16 protein-coding genes and 4 tRNA genes are annotated in these 19,663 nt (G+C 55.9%); 16 read left to right on the forward strand and 4 right to left on the reverse strand.

What is annotated here, in order from left to right:
* The first annotated feature begins 241 nt into the window (after window positions 1–241).
* The 16 genes from rho to IM300_RS15045 all read left to right on the forward strand — a co-directional run bounded on the left by rho (window position 242) and on the right by IM300_RS15045 (window position 14,727).
* Window positions 242–1,501, forward strand: a complete 1,260-nt coding sequence (gene rho / locus IM300_RS14970; protein WP_001054528.1) for a transcription termination factor Rho — start codon at window positions 242–244, stop codon at window positions 1,499–1,501.
* A 242-nt stretch (window positions 1,502–1,743) separates the two neighbouring features.
* Window positions 1,744–2,847, forward strand: a complete 1,104-nt coding sequence (gene wecA, locus IM300_RS14975) for a UDP-N-acetylglucosamine--undecaprenyl-phosphate N-acetylglucosaminephosphotransferase (protein WP_001050933.1) — start codon at window positions 1,744–1,746, stop codon at window positions 2,845–2,847.
* A 13-nt stretch (window positions 2,848–2,860) separates the two neighbouring features.
* Window positions 2,861–3,907, forward strand: a complete 1,047-nt coding sequence (gene wzzE / locus IM300_RS14980) for an ECA polysaccharide chain length modulation protein (protein WP_063868815.1) — start codon at window positions 2,861–2,863, stop codon at window positions 3,905–3,907.
* A 56-nt stretch (window positions 3,908–3,963) separates the two neighbouring features.
* Window positions 3,964–5,094, forward strand: coding sequence for a non-hydrolyzing UDP-N-acetylglucosamine 2-epimerase (gene wecB, locus IM300_RS14985; protein WP_063868817.1), 1,131 nt, complete (start codon window positions 3,964–3,966; stop codon window positions 5,092–5,094).
* Window positions 5,091–6,353: a UDP-N-acetyl-D-mannosamine dehydrogenase gene (gene wecC, locus IM300_RS14990; protein ID WP_063868819.1), complete on the forward strand. Its 1,263-nt coding sequence runs from the start codon at window positions 5,091–5,093 to the stop codon at window positions 6,351–6,353. The genes wecB and wecC overlap by 4 nt, the downstream gene beginning before the upstream one ends.
* Window positions 6,350–7,027, forward strand: coding sequence for a dTDP-4-amino-4,6-dideoxy-D-galactose acyltransferase (gene rffC / locus IM300_RS14995; RefSeq protein ID WP_193037130.1), 678 nt, complete (start codon window positions 6,350–6,352; stop codon window positions 7,025–7,027). Before wecC ends, rffC begins: the two co-directional genes overlap by 4 nt.
* A 4-nt stretch (window positions 7,028–7,031) precedes the next feature.
* The gene (gene rffA, locus IM300_RS15000; protein ID WP_193037132.1) at window positions 7,032–8,162 is read left to right on the forward strand and encodes a dTDP-4-amino-4,6-dideoxygalactose transaminase; all 1,131 of its coding nucleotides are present in this window, start codon (window positions 7,032–7,034) and stop codon (window positions 8,160–8,162) included.
* A 1-nt stretch (window position 8,163) separates the two neighbouring features.
* Entirely contained in the window at window positions 8,164–9,414 is a 1,251-nt protein-coding gene (wzxE, locus tag IM300_RS15005) for a lipid III flippase WzxE (protein WP_102750778.1), read from the forward strand.
* Window positions 9,411–10,490 carry a TDP-N-acetylfucosamine:lipid II N-acetylfucosaminyltransferase gene (locus IM300_RS15010; protein WP_193037134.1) on the forward strand — a complete coding sequence of 360 codons (1,080 nt, stop codon included), beginning with the start codon at window positions 9,411–9,413 and terminating at the stop codon, window positions 10,488–10,490. Before wzxE ends, IM300_RS15010 begins: the two co-directional genes overlap by 4 nt.
* On the forward strand, window positions 10,487–11,839 hold the full coding sequence (gene wzyE, locus IM300_RS15015; RefSeq protein ID WP_063868827.1) for an ECA oligosaccharide polymerase: 1,353 nt from the start codon (window positions 10,487–10,489) through the stop codon (window positions 11,837–11,839). Before IM300_RS15010 ends, wzyE begins: the two co-directional genes overlap by 4 nt.
* 12 nt (window positions 11,840–11,851) lie before the next feature.
* Complete coding sequence (gene wecG, locus IM300_RS15020; protein ID WP_102750776.1) at window positions 11,852–12,592, forward strand: lipopolysaccharide N-acetylmannosaminouronosyltransferase; 741 nt, start codon at window positions 11,852–11,854, stop codon at window positions 12,590–12,592.
* Between the two features lie 198 nt (window positions 12,593–12,790).
* Window positions 12,791–14,176, forward strand: coding sequence for an amino acid permease (locus IM300_RS15025; protein WP_193037136.1), 1,386 nt, complete (start codon window positions 12,791–12,793; stop codon window positions 14,174–14,176).
* 102 nt (window positions 14,177–14,278) lie between these two features.
* Window positions 14,279–14,355, forward strand: a tRNA-Arg gene (locus IM300_RS15030).
* A gap of 67 nt (window positions 14,356–14,422) precedes the next feature.
* Window positions 14,423–14,498: transfer RNA gene (locus tag IM300_RS15035), tRNA-His, on the forward strand.
* Window positions 14,499–14,519: 21 nt separating this feature from the next.
* Window positions 14,520–14,606, forward strand: a tRNA-Leu gene (locus IM300_RS15040).
* A 44-nt stretch (window positions 14,607–14,650) separates the two neighbouring features.
* Window positions 14,651–14,727, forward strand: a tRNA-Pro gene (locus IM300_RS15045).
* 538 nt (window positions 14,728–15,265) lie between these two features.
* Here IM300_RS15045 and hemY read toward each other — a convergent pair.
* Genes hemY through hemC form a run of 4 tightly spaced genes read right to left on the reverse strand, consistent with a single transcriptional unit; the run spans window position 15,266 to window position 19,360 of the window.
* Window positions 15,266–16,465, reverse strand: coding sequence for a protoheme IX biogenesis protein HemY (hemY, locus tag IM300_RS15050; RefSeq protein ID WP_063452167.1), 1,200 nt, complete (start codon window positions 16,463–16,465; stop codon window positions 15,266–15,268).
* Between the two features lie 2 nt (window positions 16,466–16,467).
* A complete protein-coding gene (hemX, locus tag IM300_RS15055) occupies window positions 16,468–17,661 on the reverse strand; it encodes a uroporphyrinogen-III C-methyltransferase (protein ID WP_112792052.1) in 1,194 nt (397 codons plus the stop codon).
* Between the two features lie 20 nt (window positions 17,662–17,681).
* Window positions 17,682–18,422 carry a uroporphyrinogen-III synthase gene (hemD, locus tag IM300_RS15060; RefSeq protein WP_193037138.1) on the reverse strand — a complete coding sequence of 247 codons (741 nt, stop codon included), beginning with the start codon at window positions 18,420–18,422 and terminating at the stop codon, window positions 17,682–17,684.
* Window positions 18,419–19,360: a hydroxymethylbilane synthase gene (gene hemC / locus IM300_RS15065; RefSeq protein ID WP_139158017.1), complete on the reverse strand. Its 942-nt coding sequence runs from the start codon at window positions 19,358–19,360 to the stop codon at window positions 18,419–18,421. The genes hemD and hemC overlap by 4 nt, the downstream gene beginning before the upstream one ends.
* Between the last annotated feature and the right edge of the window lie 303 nt (window positions 19,361–19,663).

Genomic DNA, 19,663 nt, shown 5'->3' on the forward strand with positions numbered 1-19,663 from the left:
TTGTTGTTTGAATCTTGTTTTACCCGATACTTCCCGTTGTTAATGTAAACAGTGCGTGAAGTTGCTAGATTCCGGGCTTGTCACTCAATCCGTCTTGTCGTTTCAGTTCTGCGTTCTTTCCCTGTGACCAGACAGCGAACAGACATGAGGTGATGGCCGCTAAACAGGCATGGATGACCCTGCCATACCATTCACAACATTAAGTTCGAGAATCACCCCGAGTTTAAGAACCCACACCATTATGAATCTTACCGAATTAAAGAATACGCCGGTTTCTGAGCTGATCACTCTCGGCGAAAATATGGGACTGGAAAACCAGGCTCGTATGCGCAAGCAGGACATCATTTTCGCCATCCTGAAGCAGCACGCTAAGAGTGGCGAAGATATCTTTGGCGACGGTGTGCTGGAGATACTGCAAGACGGATTTGGTTTCCTCCGCTCCGCAGACAGCTCCTACCTCGCCGGCCCTGACGACATCTACGTATCCCCTAGCCAAATCCGCCGTTTCAACCTCCGCACTGGTGACACCATTTCAGGTAAGATTCGTCCTCCTAAAGAGGGTGAACGCTACTTTGCGCTGTTGAAGGTTAACGAAGTTAACTACGACAAACCGGAAAACTCCCGCAATAAGATCCTGTTCGAGAACTTAACGCCGCTGCACGCGAACTCTCGCCTGCGCATGGAGCGTGGTAACGGGTCTACTGAAGACTTAACCGCTCGTGTGCTGGATCTGGCATCGCCAATTGGTCGTGGTCAGCGTGGTCTGATTGTGGCACCGCCAAAAGCCGGTAAAACCATGCTGCTGCAAAACATTGCGCAGAGCATTGCTTACAACCATCCAGACTGTGTGCTGATGGTGCTTCTGATTGACGAACGTCCGGAAGAAGTGACCGAGATGCAGCGTCTGGTGAAAGGTGAAGTGGTTGCGTCTACCTTCGACGAACCGGCTTCTCGCCACGTTCAGGTTGCGGAAATGGTTATTGAGAAGGCGAAACGACTGGTTGAACACAAAAAAGACGTGATCATCCTGCTCGACTCCATTACCCGTCTGGCTCGTGCCTACAACACCGTGGTGCCGGCTTCCGGTAAAGTACTGACCGGTGGTGTGGACGCCAACGCCCTGCACCGTCCGAAGCGTTTCTTCGGTGCGGCGCGTAACGTGGAAGAGGGCGGTAGCCTGACCATTATCGCGACGGCGCTGATCGATACCGGCTCCAAAATGGACGAAGTAATCTACGAAGAGTTTAAAGGTACAGGCAACATGGAACTGCACCTTTCTCGTAAGATCGCAGAGAAACGCGTCTTCCCGGCCATCGACTACAACCGTTCCGGTACCCGTAAAGAAGAGCTGCTTACCACTCAGGAAGAGCTCCAGAAAATGTGGATCCTGCGCAAAATCATCCATCCAATGGGCGAAATCGACGCAATGGAATTCCTCATTAACAAACTGGCGATGACCAAAACGAACGACGATTTCTTCGACATGATGAAACGCTCGTAACGTAAATAATCCCAGTAAACGCCACGTTTTTACGTGGCGTTTTTTATTTATGGACTATACGCTATTACCACACACTCCCAATTTAGACCTGTCGGTGCGACAATAAGAAGGTTTGCACAGTCAAAGAAATAATTGATTGAAAAACATACAAAGGGAGTTGTGAGAAGCCATCTTTAATCCTTCTGAGGCAGAGGCTTCATGGTTATACTTCCGGGACTAACATTTGTTGAGAGCAATCCATTGTGAATCTACTCACTGCAGTAACTGAGCTGATCAGTATTTTTTTATTCACAACCTGTTTTTTGTTCATTGCGCGCAAGGTAGCAAAAAGAATTGGGTTAGTGGACAAACCGAACTTCCGTAAACGTCATCAGGGGCTTATTCCGCTGGTGGGCGGCATTTCGGTATACGCAGGCATCTGTTTCACATTCGGGATCGCGGATTACTATATCCCCCATGCCGCACTCTATCTGGCGTGTGCCGGTGTGCTGGTACTGGTCGGCGCCCTTGATGACCGTTTTGATATCAGCGTGAAGTTCCGCGCGACGGTACAGGCGGCTATCGGCATCATTATGATGGTGGTGGGCGGTCTCTATCTCAGAAGTCTGGGCTACGTGTTTGGTCCCTGGGAGCTGGTGCTTGGGCCATTCGGCTTCTTCCTGACGCTGTTTGCCGTTTGGGCAGCCATCAATGCCTTTAACATGGTTGACGGTATAGACGGCCTGCTCGGTGGGCTGTCCTCTGTTTCATTTGGCGCTATCGGCATCATTTTATGGTTTGACGGCCAGTACAGCCTGTCAATGTGGTGCTTTGCCATGATTGCCGCCATCCTGCCTTATATCTGCCTGAACCTGGGTGTGTTAGGGCGTCGCTATAAAGTGTTTATGGGCGATGCGGGCAGCACCCTGATTGGCTTTACGGTGATCTGGGTTCTGCTGGAGACCACCCAGGGCAAAACTCACCCGATAAGCCCGGTAACGGCTCTGTGGATTATCGCCATCCCGCTGATGGACATGGTCGCCATTATGTACCGCCGTCTGCGTAAAGGGATGAGCCCGTTCTCTCCCGATCGCCAGCATATTCATCATCTGATTATGCGTGCTGGCTTCACGTCTCGTCAGGCATTTGTGCTGATTACGCTTGCGGCTGCTATTCTGGCTGCGATTGGCGTTGCTGCGGAATACGCACATTTCATTCCTGAATGGGTAATGTTGGTATTATTCTTGCTAGCATTTTTCATGTACGGTTACTGCATTAAGCGTGCATGGAAAGTCGCGCGTTTTATTAAACGTTTAAAACGCAGGATGCGTCGGAACAGTGGCAAAAACACAACATTAACTAAGTAAAACCGGGACTATGATGACTCAACCGTTGGCGGGAGCGAAATCAGTGGGCACTGAGAACGAGCTGGATATTCGTGGTTTGTTTCGAGTGTTATGGCAAGGCAAACTGTGGATTGTGGGTATTGCATTGGGGTTCGCACTGTTAGCGCTTGCCTACACCTTCTTTGCAAAACAAGAGTGGAGCGCCACGGCAATTACAGACCGACCAACGGTGAATATGCTTGGAGGCTACTACTCCCAGCAGCAATTCCTGCGTAATCTTGATATTAAGGCCAATCTGGCGACCCCGGATCAGGCCTCGGTGATGGATGAATCCTACAAAGAGTTTGTGATGCAGCTGGCGTCGTGGGATACACGTCGCGATTTCTGGTCCCAGACGGACTACTACAAGCAGCGCATGGTCGGGAACAGCAAAGCGGATGCCGCGCTGCTGGATGATTTAATTAATAACATTCAGTTTATGCCTGGCGATATGCTCCGTAATGTTAGCGACAGCGTGAAGCTGATTGCGGAAACGGCGCCGGACGCCAATAACCTGCTGCGTCAGTACGTTGCTTTTGCCAGCCAGCGCGCGGCGAGCCATCTGAATGACGAGCTGAAAGGCGCCTGGGCGGCACGTACAATCCAGATGAAGGCACAGGTAAAACGTCAGGAAGAGGTCGCAAAGGCCATCTTCGCGCGACGCGTGCATAATATTGAGCAGGCGCTGAAGATTGCTGAACAGCACAATATTTCCCGTAGCGAAACGGATGTTCCGGCTGACGAACTCCCGGATTCAGAAATGTTCCTCCTGGGTCGCCCAATGCTTCAGGCACGTCTGGAAAATATCCAGGCGGTTGGCCCTGACTTTGACCTTGATTACGACCAAAACCGCGCCATGCTCAATACGCTCAACGTCGGTCCAACGCTGGACCCGCGTTTTCAGACCTATCGTTATTTGAGAACGCCTGAAGAGCCTGTAAAACGCGATAGTCCGCGTCGCGCCTTCCTGATGATCATGTGGGGGATTGTGGGCGCACTGACTGGCGCTGGCGTAGCGTTATTGCGTCGCCGCACAAACTAAGAACGCCGTCTACGATGAAGGCTGCGGCCTTCATCGTCTAATCGAAGAGAATCGATGTGAAAGTACTAACCGTATTTGGCACCAGGCCGGAGGCCATCAAGATGGCACCTCTGGTTCATGCGCTGGCCAGAGATCCTGACATTGAAGCGAAGGTATGCGTAACTGCCCAGCACCGTGAGATGCTCGATCAGGTCTTAACCCTCTTTTCTATCGTCCCGGATTACGATCTCAATATAATGAAACCGGGACAGGGATTGACGGAAATTACCTGCCGTATTCTGCAAGAATTAAAGCCTATTCTGGAGTCGTTCAGGCCTGATGTGGTGCTGGTGCATGGCGACACCACCACCACCGTGGCGACCAGCCTGGCCGCGTTCTATCAGCGTATCCCTGTGGGCCATGTCGAAGCGGGACTGCGTACCGGCAATCTCTATTCTCCCTGGCCGGAAGAGGCCAACCGTACCCTCACCGGCCACCTGGCGATGTACCATTTTGCGCCTACCGAGAACTCACGTCAGAACCTGCTGCGAGAAAATATCAGCGACAGCAAAGTTTTCGTCACCGGCAATACGGTTATTGATGCGCTGATTTGGGTGCGCGACCGCGTACTGGCTAACAGCGAACTTCAGGCAGAACTCGCTGCGCGTTATCCGTTCCTGAATAACGGCAAGAAAACGATCCTGGTGACGGGCCACCGTCGCGAAAGTTTTGGCCGTGGTTTTGAGCAAATCTGCCACGCGCTGGCTGAAATTGCCGCGCAGAACGAGGATGTGCAGATTGTCTATCCGGTACACCTTAACCCTAACGTCAGCGAACCGGTCAACCGTATCCTCGGCCACGTGGAAAACGTGCTCCTGATTGAGCCGCAGGACTATATGCCGTTTGTCTGGCTGATGAACCACGCCTGGCTGATCCTGACCGATTCTGGCGGCATTCAGGAAGAAGCGCCTTCTCTTGGCAAGCCGGTACTGGTGATGCGCGAAACCACCGAACGTCCGGAAGCGGTAACTGCCGGTACCGTCCGTCTGGTCGGAACGGATCCGCGTCGTATTGTCGAAGAGGTCACGCGCTTACTGCATGACGATGAAGAGTATCAGGCGATGAGCCGCGCCCATAACCCGTACGGGGACGGGCAGGCTTGTGGCCGTATTTTGCACGCACTTAAACACAATCGGGTAACGCTATGAGTTTTACTACCATCTCTGTTGTTGGTCTTGGCTATATCGGACTGCCTACTGCGGCGGCCTTTGCCTCTCGTCAAAAGCAGGTTGTTGGCGTAGATATCAACGCGCACGCGGTGGAAACCATCAACCGTGGCGAAATTCATATCGTGGAGCCTGACCTCGATCGCGTGGTGAAAAAAGCGGTGGACGGGGGCTTCCTGCGCGCCAGCACGACGCCGGTAGAAGCCGACGCGTACCTGATTGCGGTACCAACCCCTTTTAAAGGCGATCATGAGCCTGACATGGTTTACGTCGAGGCGGCGGCCAAATCCATTGCGCCAGTGCTGAAGAAAGGGGCGCTGGTTATCCTTGAGTCCACTTCACCTGTTGGAGCCACCGAGCAGATGGCCCAGTGGCTGGCCGAGGCGCGCCCCGATCTCAGCTTCCCGCAGCAGGCGGGCGACCAGGCTGATATCAATATCGCCTACTGCCCTGAGCGCGTGCTGCCGGGCCAGGTAATGGTTGAGCTGATTAAAAATGACCGCGTGATTGGCGGCATGACCCCGGTCTGCTCCGCGCGCGCCAGCGAGTTATATAAGATTTTCCTTGAAGGCGAATGCGTGGTGACCAACTCCCGCACCGCCGAAATGTGCAAGCTGACCGAAAACAGCTTCCGCGACGTCAACATCGCGTTTGCGAATGAACTGTCGTTGATTTGCGCCGATCAGGGAATTAACGTCTGGGAACTGATCCGCCTTGCCAACCGTCACCCGCGCGTGAACATTCTTCAGCCGGGGCCGGGCGTGGGTGGACACTGTATCGCGGTCGATCCGTGGTTTATCGTGGCGCAAAACCCGCAACAGGCACGCCTGATTCGCACCGCGCGCGAGGTGAACGACCACAAACCGCACTGGGTGATCAACCAGGTGAAAGCCACGGTCGCGGATTGCCTGGCCGACAGCGGCAAACGCGCCAGCGAGCTGAAAATCGCCTGCTTTGGTCTGGCATTCAAACCGAATATTGACGATCTGCGCGAAAGCCCGGCGATGGAAATTGCCGGGATGATCGCTGACTGGCACAGCGGTGAAACGCTGGTGGTTGAGCCGAATATTCATGCGTTGCCGGCAAAGCTTGCCGGTCACTGCACCCTTACCGCACTGGATGACGCGCTGGCGACGGCGGATGTGCTGGTACTGCTGGTGGATCACAATGCGTTTAAAGCGGTCTCCGGTGATGCCGTGCGTCAGCAGTATGTTGTTGATACTAAAGGCGTGTGGCGTTGAGTATCCTCCACGGCGTGCTGGAACCCCTTGAGTGGGAAAGCACATTCTTTGCGCGCCCCTCAGCGATAGTGCGTCTGCGCGAAAATGCCCCTGCGTTGCGGGAAGCCGACTTCGGCGCCTGGCCGCGCGTGCAGGCTAAGATCCCGGCAAACCGGGCCGATATGCTGGACGCGCTCCAGCAGCACGGATTCCGGCTGGTTGAGGGTGAGGTTGATCTCTCTATTACCGTGGCCCGCCACGACTCACCGGGCGCGGAAATTGCATCAGAGCAGGATATTCCCGCGCTGCGCAACATGGCGGCGCTGGCATTCGCTCAGAGCCGTTTCCGGGCGCCCTGGTATGCGCCCGATGACAGCGGCCGTTTTTATGCCCAGTGGATTGAGAACGCGATAAAGGGCACGTTTGACCACGTCTGTCTGGTGTTTCGTGCGCCGGAAGGTCCGATTGAAGGTTTTGTTTCGCTTCGCAGGCTCAACGAGCACGAGGCGCGCATCGGTTTATTAGCCGGACGCGGCATGGGCGAAAAACTCATGCAGGCGGCGCTGCACTGGGCGGAGCAACAGCGAGTATCAACGCTGCGGGTCGCGACCCAGATGGGCAACACCGCTGCGCTTAAACGTTATATTGCGAGTGGTGCCAGCATCGACGCCACCGCCTACTGGTTATACAGGTGACAAGATGATTCCATTTAACGCGCCTCCGGTCGTGGGCACTGAACTTGATTATATGCAATCTGCTATGGGCAGCGGCAAGCTCTGTGGCGACGGCGGGTTCACCCGTCGCTGCCAGCAGTGGATGGAGCAACGTTTCCACAGTGCCAAGGTTCTGCTGACGCCGTCCTGTACCGCATCGCTCGAGATGGCGGCGTTGCTGCTGGATATCCAGCCCGGCGATGAGGTGATCATGCCGAGCTACACCTTCGTCTCCACGGCGAACGCCTTTGTCCTGCGCGGGGCGAAAATCGTGTTTGTGGATATCCGCCCGGATACCATGAACATTGACGAAACGTTGATTGAAGCGGCGATCACCGACAAAACGCGGGCGATCGTGCCGGTGCATTATGCGGGCGTGGCCTGCGAAATGGACACCATCATGGCCATCGCCAAAAAGCATAACCTGTTCGTGGTGGAAGACGCCGCGCAGGGCGTGATGTCCACCTACAAAGGACGCGCGCTGGGCACCATCGGTCATATCGGCTGCTTTAGCTTCCACGAAACCAAAAACTACACCGCAGGCGGTGAGGGCGGCGCGACGCTGATTAACGATCGCGCTCTGGTAGAGCGTGCGGAAGTGATCCGTGAGAAAGGGACCAACCGCAGCCAGTTCTTCCGCGGCCAGGTGGATAAGTACACCTGGCGTGATATCGGCTCAAGCTACCTGATGGCGGATTTGCAGGCCGCATACCTCTGGGCGCAGCTGGAAGCGGCAGAGCGAATCAATCTGCACCGCCTCTCCCTGTGGCAAACCTACTACGACGCGCTGGCGCCGCTGGCTAAGGCAGGGCGTATTGAGCTGCCGACCGTACCAGCCGACTGCGTCCACAACGCCCACATGTTCTACATCAAGCTGCGCGATAACGACGATCGCAGCAAGCTGATTGCCTGGCTGAAAGAAGCGGAAATTATGGCGGTATTCCATTACATTCCGCTGCACTCCAGCCCGGCGGGAGAAGCCTTCGGCGCGTTTGCCGGTGAAGACCGCTACACCACCAAAGAGAGCGAACGTCTGCTTCGTCTGCCCCTGTTCTACAACCTTGGGCCGGTTAACCAGCGTACGGTGATCAATTCGCTTCTGAGTTATTTCGCCTGATATGTCTCTGGCAAAAGCGTCGGTGTGGACGGCAGCGTCCACGCTTGTAAAAATTGGCGCCGGGTTGCTGGTCGTCAAGCTGCTGGCCGTCTCATTTGGTCCGTCAGGCGTTGGGCTGGCCGGGAATTTCCGCCAGCTGGTCACGGTGCTTGGCGTGCTGGCGGGGGCCGGGATATTCAACGGCGTCACCAAATACGTAGCGCAGCATCATGACGATGCCGGAAAGCTCCGCACGGTGGTGGGGACCTCATCTGCAATGGTGCTGGGCTTCTCTACGCTGCTGGCCGTCGTCTTTTTGCTGGCGGCGGCACCCATCAGCCAGGGGCTGTTCGGACATACGCACTATCAGGGGCTGGTACGCCTGGTGGCGCTGGTTCAGATGGGCATCGCCTGGGCGAACCTGCTGCTGGCGCTGATGAAAGGCTTCCGTGATGCCGCCGGGAATGCACTGGCGCTGATCTTCGGCAGCGTCATCGGCGTTATTGCCTACTACTTTTGCTACCGGCTGGGCGGCTATGAAGGCGCACTGCTGGGGCTGGCGCTGGTGCCTGCCCTGGTTGTCATCCCGGCGGCGTTTATGCTGATGCGCAGAGGCGATGTCCCGCTGAGTTACCTGAAACCGCAGTGGGACAAGTTACTGGCAGGCCAGCTGGCGAAATTTACGCTGATGGCCCTCATCACTTCCGTCACCATTCCGGTAGCCTATGTGATGATGCGAAACCTGCTGGCGGCGCATTACAGCTGGGAAGAAGTGGGGATTTGGCAGGGCGTGAGCAGCATTTCCGATGCCTACCTCCAATTTATTACGGCTTCCTTTAGCGTCTATTTACTGCCAACCTTATCGCGCCTGACGTCCAGGCAGGATATTACCCGCGAGATTTTTCGCTCCCTGCGTTTTGTGTTGCCGGCTGTTGCGGTCGCCAGCTTTACCGTCTGGTTGCTGCGTGACTTTGCCATCTGGCTGCTGTTTTCGGCGAAGTTTACCGCCATGCGCGATCTGTTTGCCTGGCAGCTGGTCGGCGATGTGCTGAAAGTGGGGGCGTACGTTTTCGGCTATCTGGTGATTGCGAAGGCCTCGCTGCGGCTGTATATCCTGGCAGAGATTAGCCAGTTTGCGCTGCTGACGGCATTTTCTCACTGGCTGATCCCTACCCACGGAGCGCTGGGGGCGGCTCAGGCCTATATGGCAACCTATATCGTTTATTTCGCTGCCTGTTGCGGCGTATTTTTACTTTGGCGTAAACGCGCATGACTGCACTGATACACATTCTGGGATCGGACATCCCGCATCATAACCAGACCGTTCTGCGGTTCTTCAACGATGAGCTGGCATCCGGCACGCCCGACGCGCGCAAGTTTATGGTTGTTGGAAAAGATAATGGCCTGAGCGCGGCCTGTCCGGCACTGAACATGACTTTCTGGCCAGACAAAGCGGCCCTGACCAAAGCCGTTGTCGCGAAAGCCAAAGCGGATCGAAGCCAGCGTTTCTTCTTCCACGGGCAGTTCAATACCGGCCTGTGGCTGGCGTTGTTGAGCGGCGGGATCAAACCCTCCCAGTTCAGCTGGCATATCTGGGGAGCGGATCTCTATGAAGTCTCCCACGGCTGGAAATTCCGCCTGTTCTACCCGCTGCGCCGCCTGGCGCAGGCGCGCGTGGGCTGCGTTTTTGCCACCCGCGGCGATCTCACCTATTTTGCTAAACAGCATCCGAAGGTGCGCGGCGAGCTGCTCTATTTCCCGACCCGCATGGATCCGGCGCTGAATACGATGGCGAATGACGCGGTTCGTGAGGGCAAACTGACCATCCTGGTGGGGAATTCCGGCGATCGCAGCAACGAGCATGTCGCGGCGCTCCGGGCTGTGCATCAGCAGTTTGGCGACACGGTGAACGTGGTGGTGCCGATGGGCTATCCCGCCAATAACGACGCCTACATCGACGAGGTCCGCCAGCAGGGGCTTGCGCTGTTTAGCGCAGACAATCTGCATATTCTCAGGGATAAGCTGGAATTTGATGACTATCTCGCGCTGCTGCGAAAATGCGATCTGGGCTATTTCATCTTTGCCCGTCAGCAGGGGATTGGCACGCTGTGTCTGCTGATTCAGGCGGGAGTACCGTGCGTGCTCAACCGCGAAAACCCGTTCTGGCAGGACATGGCCGAGCAGCACATTCCGGTGCTGTTTACCTCTGACACGCTTAATGTCGGGGTGGTACGGGAAGCACAGCGCCAGCTCGCGCTGGTGGATAAAAATAGCATCGACTTTTTCAGCCCGAACTACCTCACGCCGTGGCACCGCGCGCTGCGTATTGCTTCAGGAGACAACGCATGAGCCAGTTGCAGTTTAGCGGCCTGCTCGTAGTCTGGCTGCTGAGCACGCTGTTTATCGCCACGCTCACCTGGTTTGAGTTCCGGCGCGTACGTTTTAACTTCAACGTCTTCTTCTCGCTGCTGTTTTTGCTGACCTTTTTCTTTGGTTTCCCGCTGACCAGCATCCTCGTGTTCCGCTTTGATGTGGGCGTTGCTCCGCCGGAAATCTTGTTGCAGGCGCTGCTCTCTGCGACCTGCTTCTACGCCGTGTACTACGTCACCTATAAAACGCGCCTGCGCGCGGCGAAAGACACCGCGCCCCGTCGCCCGCTGTTTACCATGAACCGGGTAGAAACCCATCTGACGTGGGTCATGCTGATGACCATCGCCCTGGTCAGCGTGGCGATTTTCTTCATGCATAACGGTTTTTTACTGTTTAAGTTGCAGTCCTATAGCCAGATTTTTTCCGCCGAAGTCTCCGGCGTCGCGCTCAAGCGCTTCTTCTATTTCTTCATCCCGGCGATGCTGGTGGTCTTTTTCCTGCGCCAGGACAGCAAAGCCTGGCTGTTCTTCCTGGTCAGCACCGTCGCGTTTGGCATTCTGACCTACATGATTGTCGGCGGTACTCGCGCCAACATCATTATCGCCTTCGCGATTTTCCTGTTTATCGGCATTATTCGCGGCTGGATCTCCCTGTGGATGCTGGCGGCGGCAGGCGTCTTTGGGATTGTGGGGATGTTCTGGCTGGCGCTGAAGCGCTACGGTCTTAACGTAGCCGGTGACGAAGCGTTTTACACCTTCCTGTATCTGACGCGCGATACCTTCTCGCCGTGGGAGAACCTGGCATTGCTGCTGCAAAACTACGACAAGATCGAATTCCAGGGGCTGGCGCCGATTGTTCGCGATTTCTATGTCTTTATTCCGACGTGGCTGTGGCCTGACCGTCCCGGCATTGTCCTGAACACGGCGAACTACTTCACCTGGGAAGTGCTGAATAACCACTCGGGCCTGGCGATTTCCCCCACCCTGATTGGCTCGCTGGTGGTGATGGGCGGGACGTGGTTTATCCTGCCCGGCGCCATCGCGGTCGGACTGATAATAAAATGGTTCGACTGGCTGTACACGCTGGGTAACGAAGAGACCAACCGCTACAAAGCCGCTGTTTTGCACAGTTTCTGTTTCGGTGCCATTTTCAATATGATCGTTCTGGCGCGCGAGGGGCTGGATTCGTTCGTCTCGCGCGTGGTGTTCTTTATGGTTGTTTTCGGCGTCTGTCTGCTGCTGGCAAAACTCCTGTACTGGCTGTTTGACAGTGCAGGGCTTGTGCACAGACGTGAGCCACAGGGCAGCACAACGCTGTCGCAAGTCTGAGTAGGGATTATCATGACGGATAAAACTTCAGCCCCGCGTTATGCGCTGCGTGGGCTACAGCTGATTGGCTGGCGTGACATGCAGCACGCGCTGGATTTTCTGTTCGCGGACGGGCAGATGAAGTCGGGCACGCTGGTGGCCATCAACGCAGAAAAAATGCTGGCGGTTGAAGATAACGCGGAAGTGAAAAGCCTGATCGAAGCCGCGGAGTTTAAATACGCAGACGGTATTAGCGTGGTGCGTTCGATCCGGAAAAAGTTTCCTGACGCTAATGTGTCTCGCGTGGCGGGAGCCGATCTTTGGGAGCGGCTTATGGAGCGCGCAGGCGCTGAAGGCACGCCGGTATTTCTGATTGGCGGCAAGCCCGAGGTATTGGCACAGACCGAACGAAAGCTGCGTAGCCAGTGGAATGTCAACATCGTGGGCAGTCAGGATGGCTACTTCAGGCCGGAAGATCGCCAGGCGTTATATGAGCGCGTGCGCGACAGCGGGGCGAAAATTGTCACCGTTGCCATGGGATCGCCGCGCCAGGAAATACTGATGCGCGATTGCCGTCTGGTCAGCCCGGATGCGCTCTATATGGGCGTTGGCGGCACCTACGACGTCTTTACCGGCCACGTTAAGCGTGCGCCGAAAGTCTGGCAAAACCTGGGGCTGGAGTGGCTGTACCGTCTGCTTTCCCAACCGACGCGCATCAAACGACAGATTCGCCTCCTGCGCTACCTCGCCTGGCACTACACCGGGAAAATGTAATCAATATGCAGCGCGATCTACCGTTCGCGCTGCAACGCCCCCCGCAAAACTGCTGAGTTTGTGTGCAATGCATTCATTTTTTTAATGCATTGTTTGCCATTTGCCAGAATTTAAGAAACCATTCGCTCCGTATTTCAGTACCCCTCAAAAATAATAACCGGCAACAAGTCGGGAAACAGCAAACACAACCGAGGAATTATGGCAGAGAAAAAACCGGAGCTTCAGCGTGGGCTGGAAGCTCGACATATTGAACTGATTGCGCTGGGCGGGACTATCGGCGTTGGCCTGTTTATGGGCTCGGCAAGCACGCTGAAGTGGGCGGGGCCTTCCGTCCTGCTGGCGTATATTATTGCCGGGCTGTTCGTCTTCTTCATCATGCGCTCAATGGGCGAAATGCTGTTCCTGGAGCCGGTGACGGGCTCTTTCGCCGTTTACGCCCACCGTTATATGAGCCCGTTCTTTGGCTATCTCACGGCCTGGTCGTACTGGTTTATGTGGATGGCCGTGGGGATTTCGGAGATCACCGCCATCGGGGTTTATGTGCAGTTCTGGTTCCCGGAGATGGCCCAGTGGATACCCGCGCTTATTGCCGTAGGGCTGGTGGCGCTGGCGAACCTTGCCGCCGTTCGTCTTTACGGCGAAATCGAGTTCTGGTTTGCGATGATCAAAGTCACCACCATTATCGTGATGATTGTCGTTGGCCTCGGGGTCATCTTCTTTGGCTTCGGTAACGGCGGGCACGCCATCGGTTTTGGTAACCTGACCGGGCACGGCGGCTTCTTTGCGGGCGGCTGGAAGGGCTTCCTGACGGCGCTCTGTATCGTGGTGGCATCCTATCAGGGCGTAGAGCTAATCGGGATCACCGCAGGTGAAGCGAAAAACCCGCAGGTGACGCTGCGTAGCGCGGTAGGCAAGGTGCTGTGGCGTATCCTGATTTTCTATGTAGGCGCCATCTTCGTTATCGTGACCATTTTCCCGTGGAACGGAATTGGCACGACTGGCAGCCCGTTTGTTTTAACCTTTGCAAAGATTGGCATCACGGCGGCGGCCGCGATTATCAACTTTGTGGTGCTGACGGCGGCGCTTTCCGGCTGTAACAGCGGAATGTACAGCTGCGGGCGTATGCTTTACGCGCTCTCGCAAAACAAACAGCTGCCGGCAGTGATGGGCAAAGTCTCTCGCGTGGGTGTCCCCGTGGCGGGCGTGGCGGTATCAATTGTCATTCTGTTGATTGGCTCTTGCCTGAATTACATCATCCCCAATCCGCAGCGCGTGTTCGTTTACGTCTACAGCGCCAGCGTGCTGCCGGGGATGGTGCCGTGGTTTGTGATTCTGATTAGCCAGCTGCGTTTTCGTCAGGCGCACAGGCAGGCGATTGCCAGCCATCCGTTCCGCTCCATTTTGTTCCCGTATGCAAACTATTTGACGATGGCGTTCCTGATTTGCGTATTAATTGGAATGTACTTTAATGAAGATACCCGCATGTCGCTGTTTGTCGGGATGATCTTCCTGGCCGCCGTGACGGCTGCCTATAAGCTTTTTGGCCTGGGTCGCCGCGGCTCCGCCCATAAAGTGGAGGAATAAGCGGCAAAATGTGCAAACCATAACCAAACGCGCATTTTTTTCAAAAAAGCACTAGACAGCGGGGACGGAGGTACGTAATATCCAGCCCCGCAACGGCGCTAAGCGCCCGTAGCTCAGCTGGATAGAGCGCTGCCCTCCGGAGGCAGAGGTCTCAGGTTCGAATCCTGTCGGGCGCGCCATTTTAGTCCCGGCGCTAGAGCTGCGGTGGTCTGAGAAGTAGTCAGAACCGCGTGAAAGAATACAGTGGTGGCTATAGCTCAGTTGGTAGAGCCCTGGATTGTGATTCCAGTTGTCGTGGGTTCGAATCCCATTAGCCACCCCATTATTGAAAGAGTTGTGAATTGCGAAGGTGGCGGAATTGGTAGACGCGCTAGCTTCAGGTGTTAGTGTTCTTACGGACGTGGGGGTTCAAGTCCCCCCCCTCGCACCACGACTTTTAATGAATTGAACTAAAAATTCAAAAAAGCAGTACATCGGCGAGTAGCGCAGCTTGGTAGCGCAACTGGTTTGGGACCAGTGGGTCGGAGGTTCGAATCCTCTCTCGCCGACCAATTTTGAACCCCGCTTCGGCGGGGTTTTTTGTTTTCTGCGCTTTTTCATCCTGTAGCCATCCCCCGACAACACCCTGCATCCTTGTCGCGATTCAGCGACATATAACTCATTAATAATACAGAAATTTTTATTTTGTCGCTTTAAGCGTCTCCTGCTGACGACAGATCGCCGCCCTTAACGCGATGTTGTACGGCGTAAGGCGGTTCTTAACAGCATAATTTCCTTTTATCTTAAAATGTTGCGTGATGTAAAAGTTCTGTGTGTAAACCTGGCACAATACGTGCAATAATACAGGGGTAGATGCTCATTCCATCTCTTATGCTCGCCTCAGGGCCTCATAAACTCAGGAATGACGCAGAGCCGTTTACGGTGCTTATCGTCCACTGACAGATGTCGCTTCGGCCTCATCAAACACCATGGACACAACGTTGAGTGAAGCACCACATATGTTGTCTTACAGACCTGTTTTAACGCCTGCTTTTATAGCAGGCGTTTTTTTATGCCTAAAAAAAGGAGGCCATTTGGCCTCCTTGTAATCTACTGCTGCGTCCCGTTGTTCTGTAGCGTCAGCAGAAGTCCATCACGTCGCATGGCTGCGGCCTCTTCCGGCTTGTGCTGCTTGTCCAGCGAATCAGCAAGCCAGGCGTAATCGAATGCGTCCGGGCGCTGCTTCAGCGCCGCGCGGAAGGCGAGGCTTGCCTCCTGCCACTCGCCGTGCTTCATCAGAGACTGGCCCAGCGTACTCCACAGCAGCGGACGATCGCCGACGGTTTTGATCTGCTGGCGCAGTACTTTTTCGATCTGCTCAGGATTATTAGTTTTCAGACGCGGGATCACCATTACCAGGCGGTCATCATACTGTCGCTTGAGACCGTCGAGGAGGATCTCCTGCGCGGTGTCATGGTCGTCACACTCAATCAGATGTTCGGCCATCGCCACCTGGAGAGGGACCTGCTGGCGCGTTTTACGGCTCTGGTTTTTCCACCAGGCCTTCAGCCCGTCGCTGCCAAGATCGGCACGCGCCTGATCCATCAGGCCAATCCACGCCAGACGCTGAAGTTCATCACGGTGTTCATCGTCGCCCACGTCGGCTTTCGCCATGGAAGGGATAATGTCCAGCAGCGATCCCCACGCACCGGTCCGGATGTATGCCTGCTCAGCAAGACGCAGCACTTCCGGATGACGAGGCGTAATTTCCAGCAGACGGTCAACGCCGTGGCGTGCCGCATGGTTTTCATTCCGCGCCAGTTGCAGACGAACGCGGGTGATCTCAACCGGAATCGGATCCTTAGTAGAAAGCTCAGAGGCGCGTTCAAGATGCTGATTGGCGCGGGCCTCATCGCCTCGTTGCTGCGCCGCCTCAGCGGCCAGCAGATAGTTTACAACCGGCTGTTCTGCATGGTCGGCATTTTTCGACATCAGCTTTTCAACCTGCTGATAATCGCCTTCGGCCAGCTTCAGCAGCGCCTGCTCGGTCTGCTTACGGGCGCGACGGCGCTTACGGCCAACGAACCAGCCGCGGGTATGCGCGCCGGTACGGAAAATACGACGCAGGATCCACTCCACGGCCAGCAGAACGACCACACCCAGGATCAGGATAATCACCAGCCCGGTCACGCTGGTTTCGATGTTGTAGTTATCGGTCTGGATCAGTACGTAACCCTGGTGACCCGCGAGCATCGGCCCCAGCACAATCCCGGCGATCAGCAGGATGAAGAGTAAGAAGACTTTTAGCATCATTACTCTCCTTGCGGCGCGCTTTCAGGCGCTGGCGCGGCGGCAGGTGCTTCAGCCGGGCGCTCTGCCGGAACGCCCGGCTGGGCCAGCAGGTTACGCACGCGCGTCTGCATGATCTTCTCCAGAATCGGCTGGCTCTCCAGTTTGTCCGGCACGTTCATGGTGATGTTTTGCTGGCTTAGCTTGTCGATATCCTCAAGGAACGCGGTCGTGGTTGCGTCATTGGTATCGTAGTAAGCGCGGACCCAGGTGGATACGTTATCCAGAGCCTGTTTGTAGGTCTCTTCCTGATGACGCGGTACGGCCTGAGCAGCCACCAGCAGGCGGGAGCGAATGTTTTCGCGCAGATAGACGTCCTGGTTCGGCGCCAGCAGCGGCACGGCCGTTTCATCGCGGCGGCGAACGGTAATGAAGCTGTCCATAAAGTTCTGCCAGCTCTTTTGCAGGTTGATACGCCACTCGCTCAGGGAGCTGGACAGCTCGGTGCCGTCGGAATCCATTGGGGAGTCGTCGTCGTTGTTGTCCGCCAGCTGAAGGTTATCAATCTGGTTCGAAAGCTGATTCACCTTAAGAATGATACCGTCGTAATCGACCTGAGAAACCGCAGACAGGCTGGCGATATCTTCCGTAATGGCGCGGCGTGCGCCGATCAGGCTCGGATCGTTCATGTCGGCCAGGCTTGCGTCGGCGCTTTTCAGCAGCGCGGCGGCGGTGGTGACATCCTGATCGCTCCAGAGCTTACGTCCGGCCAGCTTCACCAGAAAATCGGCCTGTGAAAGCAGCCAGGTTTTGGCATCGGTCCCGGAAATCGTGGCGACTTTTTCCTGCACTTCGCTCAGCTGTTTGGTCAACGCTTCACGCTTGCTGTTCGCGTCGGCGAGGGCGGCAGCCTGCTGCTTAATCACGCCTTCCAGCTCGGCTTTTTGCGTCTCCTGCGCTTTTTGCAGGGCGGTGATTTGGTTAACCAGCGCGTCGCTGGTGGCCGTCTGGTTGGTGCCCTGTTTCTTCACCAGCCCGTAAAGTCCCACGCCTGCGGCCAGCGCAATCGCGATGGCAATCACGCTCAGCGTAAGGCTGGTTTTGTTGCTGCCGTTTTTCTTCTCAACGGTTTTGTCTGTCGTCTCTGGCTGTGACGTGGTGTCCACAGTCTCCCTGGTCTCTTCAACCACGGCGGAGGATTTTTCGTGTTCCGTCATTATGGCTTCCCATTTGAGAGTTATTGTAATGCGCGCAGCAGCGCATCGTTGTCGGCGTTATCAGCGATCCGAATATCCTGCCAGCCCAGTTCCCGGGCGTGGTTCGCCAGACGCTCGCTGACGACCAGAAGCCGACAGCGGAGTAACCAGTTTTCGCGATACCAAAGCGGGATCAGCGACCAAAGCTGTTGTAACATTTCACCGCTGGTGACCACCAGCGTATTAATGCCGCGCGCGTGCCAGCGCATTGCTTCTTCCGCGCCATCGTAATGTTTCGCACAGCGCTGATAGCACTCCACAAACGTCACGTCTGCACCGCGATCCCGCAACGTTTCACCCAGCAGTTCGCGGCCACCGTTGCCGCGCAAAATGAGCGCACGCTTTCCGGCAATGGTTTGTAATTCAGGTAATTGTAGCAAGACTTCGCTGATTTCCCGATCTAACGGATAACGAACGTCAATTCCGCTGGCGGTGTGTAAGGCCAGCGCGGTGGTGCGCCCGATGGCGAAATAGCGGGGTGTACAGGGCCAGCTAACGCCCTGCTGTTGCAGCTGCGCATGGGCAAACTCAACGGCATGCTGCGACAGGGCAAAGAGCAGATCGCCTTCCTGCAAGGCACGCATCTGGTCAGCGAGCGTAGACAGCTCGCGACCGGGGGAGAATTCAATCAGCGGAAAACTCCAGGCCACCTGCCCCAGTGCGCGCAGACGGCTCACTAACTGCTCTCCTGCGGGAGAAGGGCGGGTGACAAGAATACTCATGCAGGGGGTTCTCCGTTATAGACCTCGGCCAGAATTTCACGCGCGCCGTTATTCAGCAGCTCTTCCGCCAGCGATACGCCAAGCGCTTCGGCATCCTGCGGCCTGCCGCGACGTTCACCGCGAACCATCTGCGAGCCGTCCGGCGCGCCGACCAGCGCACGCAACCACAGTTCACCGTCGGTTAATTCAGCATAGCTGCCAATGGGCACCTGACAGCCGCCTTCGAGACGAGTATTCATCGCACGCTCGGCTTTTACGCGAATGGCGGTGTCGTCATGATTCAGCGGCGCGAGCAGGGCCTGGGTGCGCGCATCATCCAGACGGCATTCAATGCCGACGGCACCCTGACCGACGGCGGGCAGCGACAGCTCCGGCGGCAACGCCACGCGAATGCGTTCCTCCAGCCCCAGGCGTTTCAGGCCCGCAACCGCAAGAATAATGGCATCGTAGTCGCCGTTATCCAGCTTGCCAAGGCGCGTGCCGACGTTACCGCGCAGCGAACGAATCACCAGATCCGGGCGACGCTCCGCCAGCTGACACTGGCGGCGTAAACTTGACGTGCCGACCACGCTGCCCTCTGGCAACGCGTCGAGCGACGCATAGCGGTTAGAGACAAACGCATCGCGCGGATCCTCGCGCTCGCAGATGGTCACCAGCCCCAGCCCTTCGGGGAACTCAACGGGCACGTCTTTCATCGAATGCACGGCGATATCGGCGCGGTTCTCAAGCAATGCCAGTTCCAGCTCTTTGACAAACAGGCCCTTGCCGCCCACTTTCGCCAGCGGCGTATCGAGGATTACGTCACCGCGCGTGACCATTGGCACCAGTTCAACGCGTAATCCGGTGTGGCAGGCTTCCAGGCGCTGCTTAACATAATGTGCCTGCCATAGCGCAAGGGGACTTTGGCGTGTGGCAATTCTCAAAACATTGTCTAACATGCTTGTTACCGTCATTATCAATCGCTAACCATCCTAACATTGTTGACACTCGGATGGCAGTTTTACGGTTGATGAAGCGCGAGAGGGACAGGGCGGCGTACGCGTCAGCCACCGCCGTATTCAGGAATTTACACGTACAGAACGGTGCTACACTTGTATGTAGCGCATCTTTCTTTACGGTCAACCGGCAAGGTGTTAAATTGATCACGTTTTAGACCATTTTTTCGTCTGTACCACCAGAAAAGCAAAAGGCGAAAGAAGGGTAACGGTTATTTTTTGAAATACTGCGGGTCCGCTGCTTTT

The sequence above is a fragment of the Enterobacter cloacae complex sp. I2 genome (assembly GCF_014896205.1).
GTDB classification, from domain to species: Bacteria; Pseudomonadota; Gammaproteobacteria; order Enterobacterales; family Enterobacteriaceae; genus Enterobacter; species Enterobacter quasihormaechei.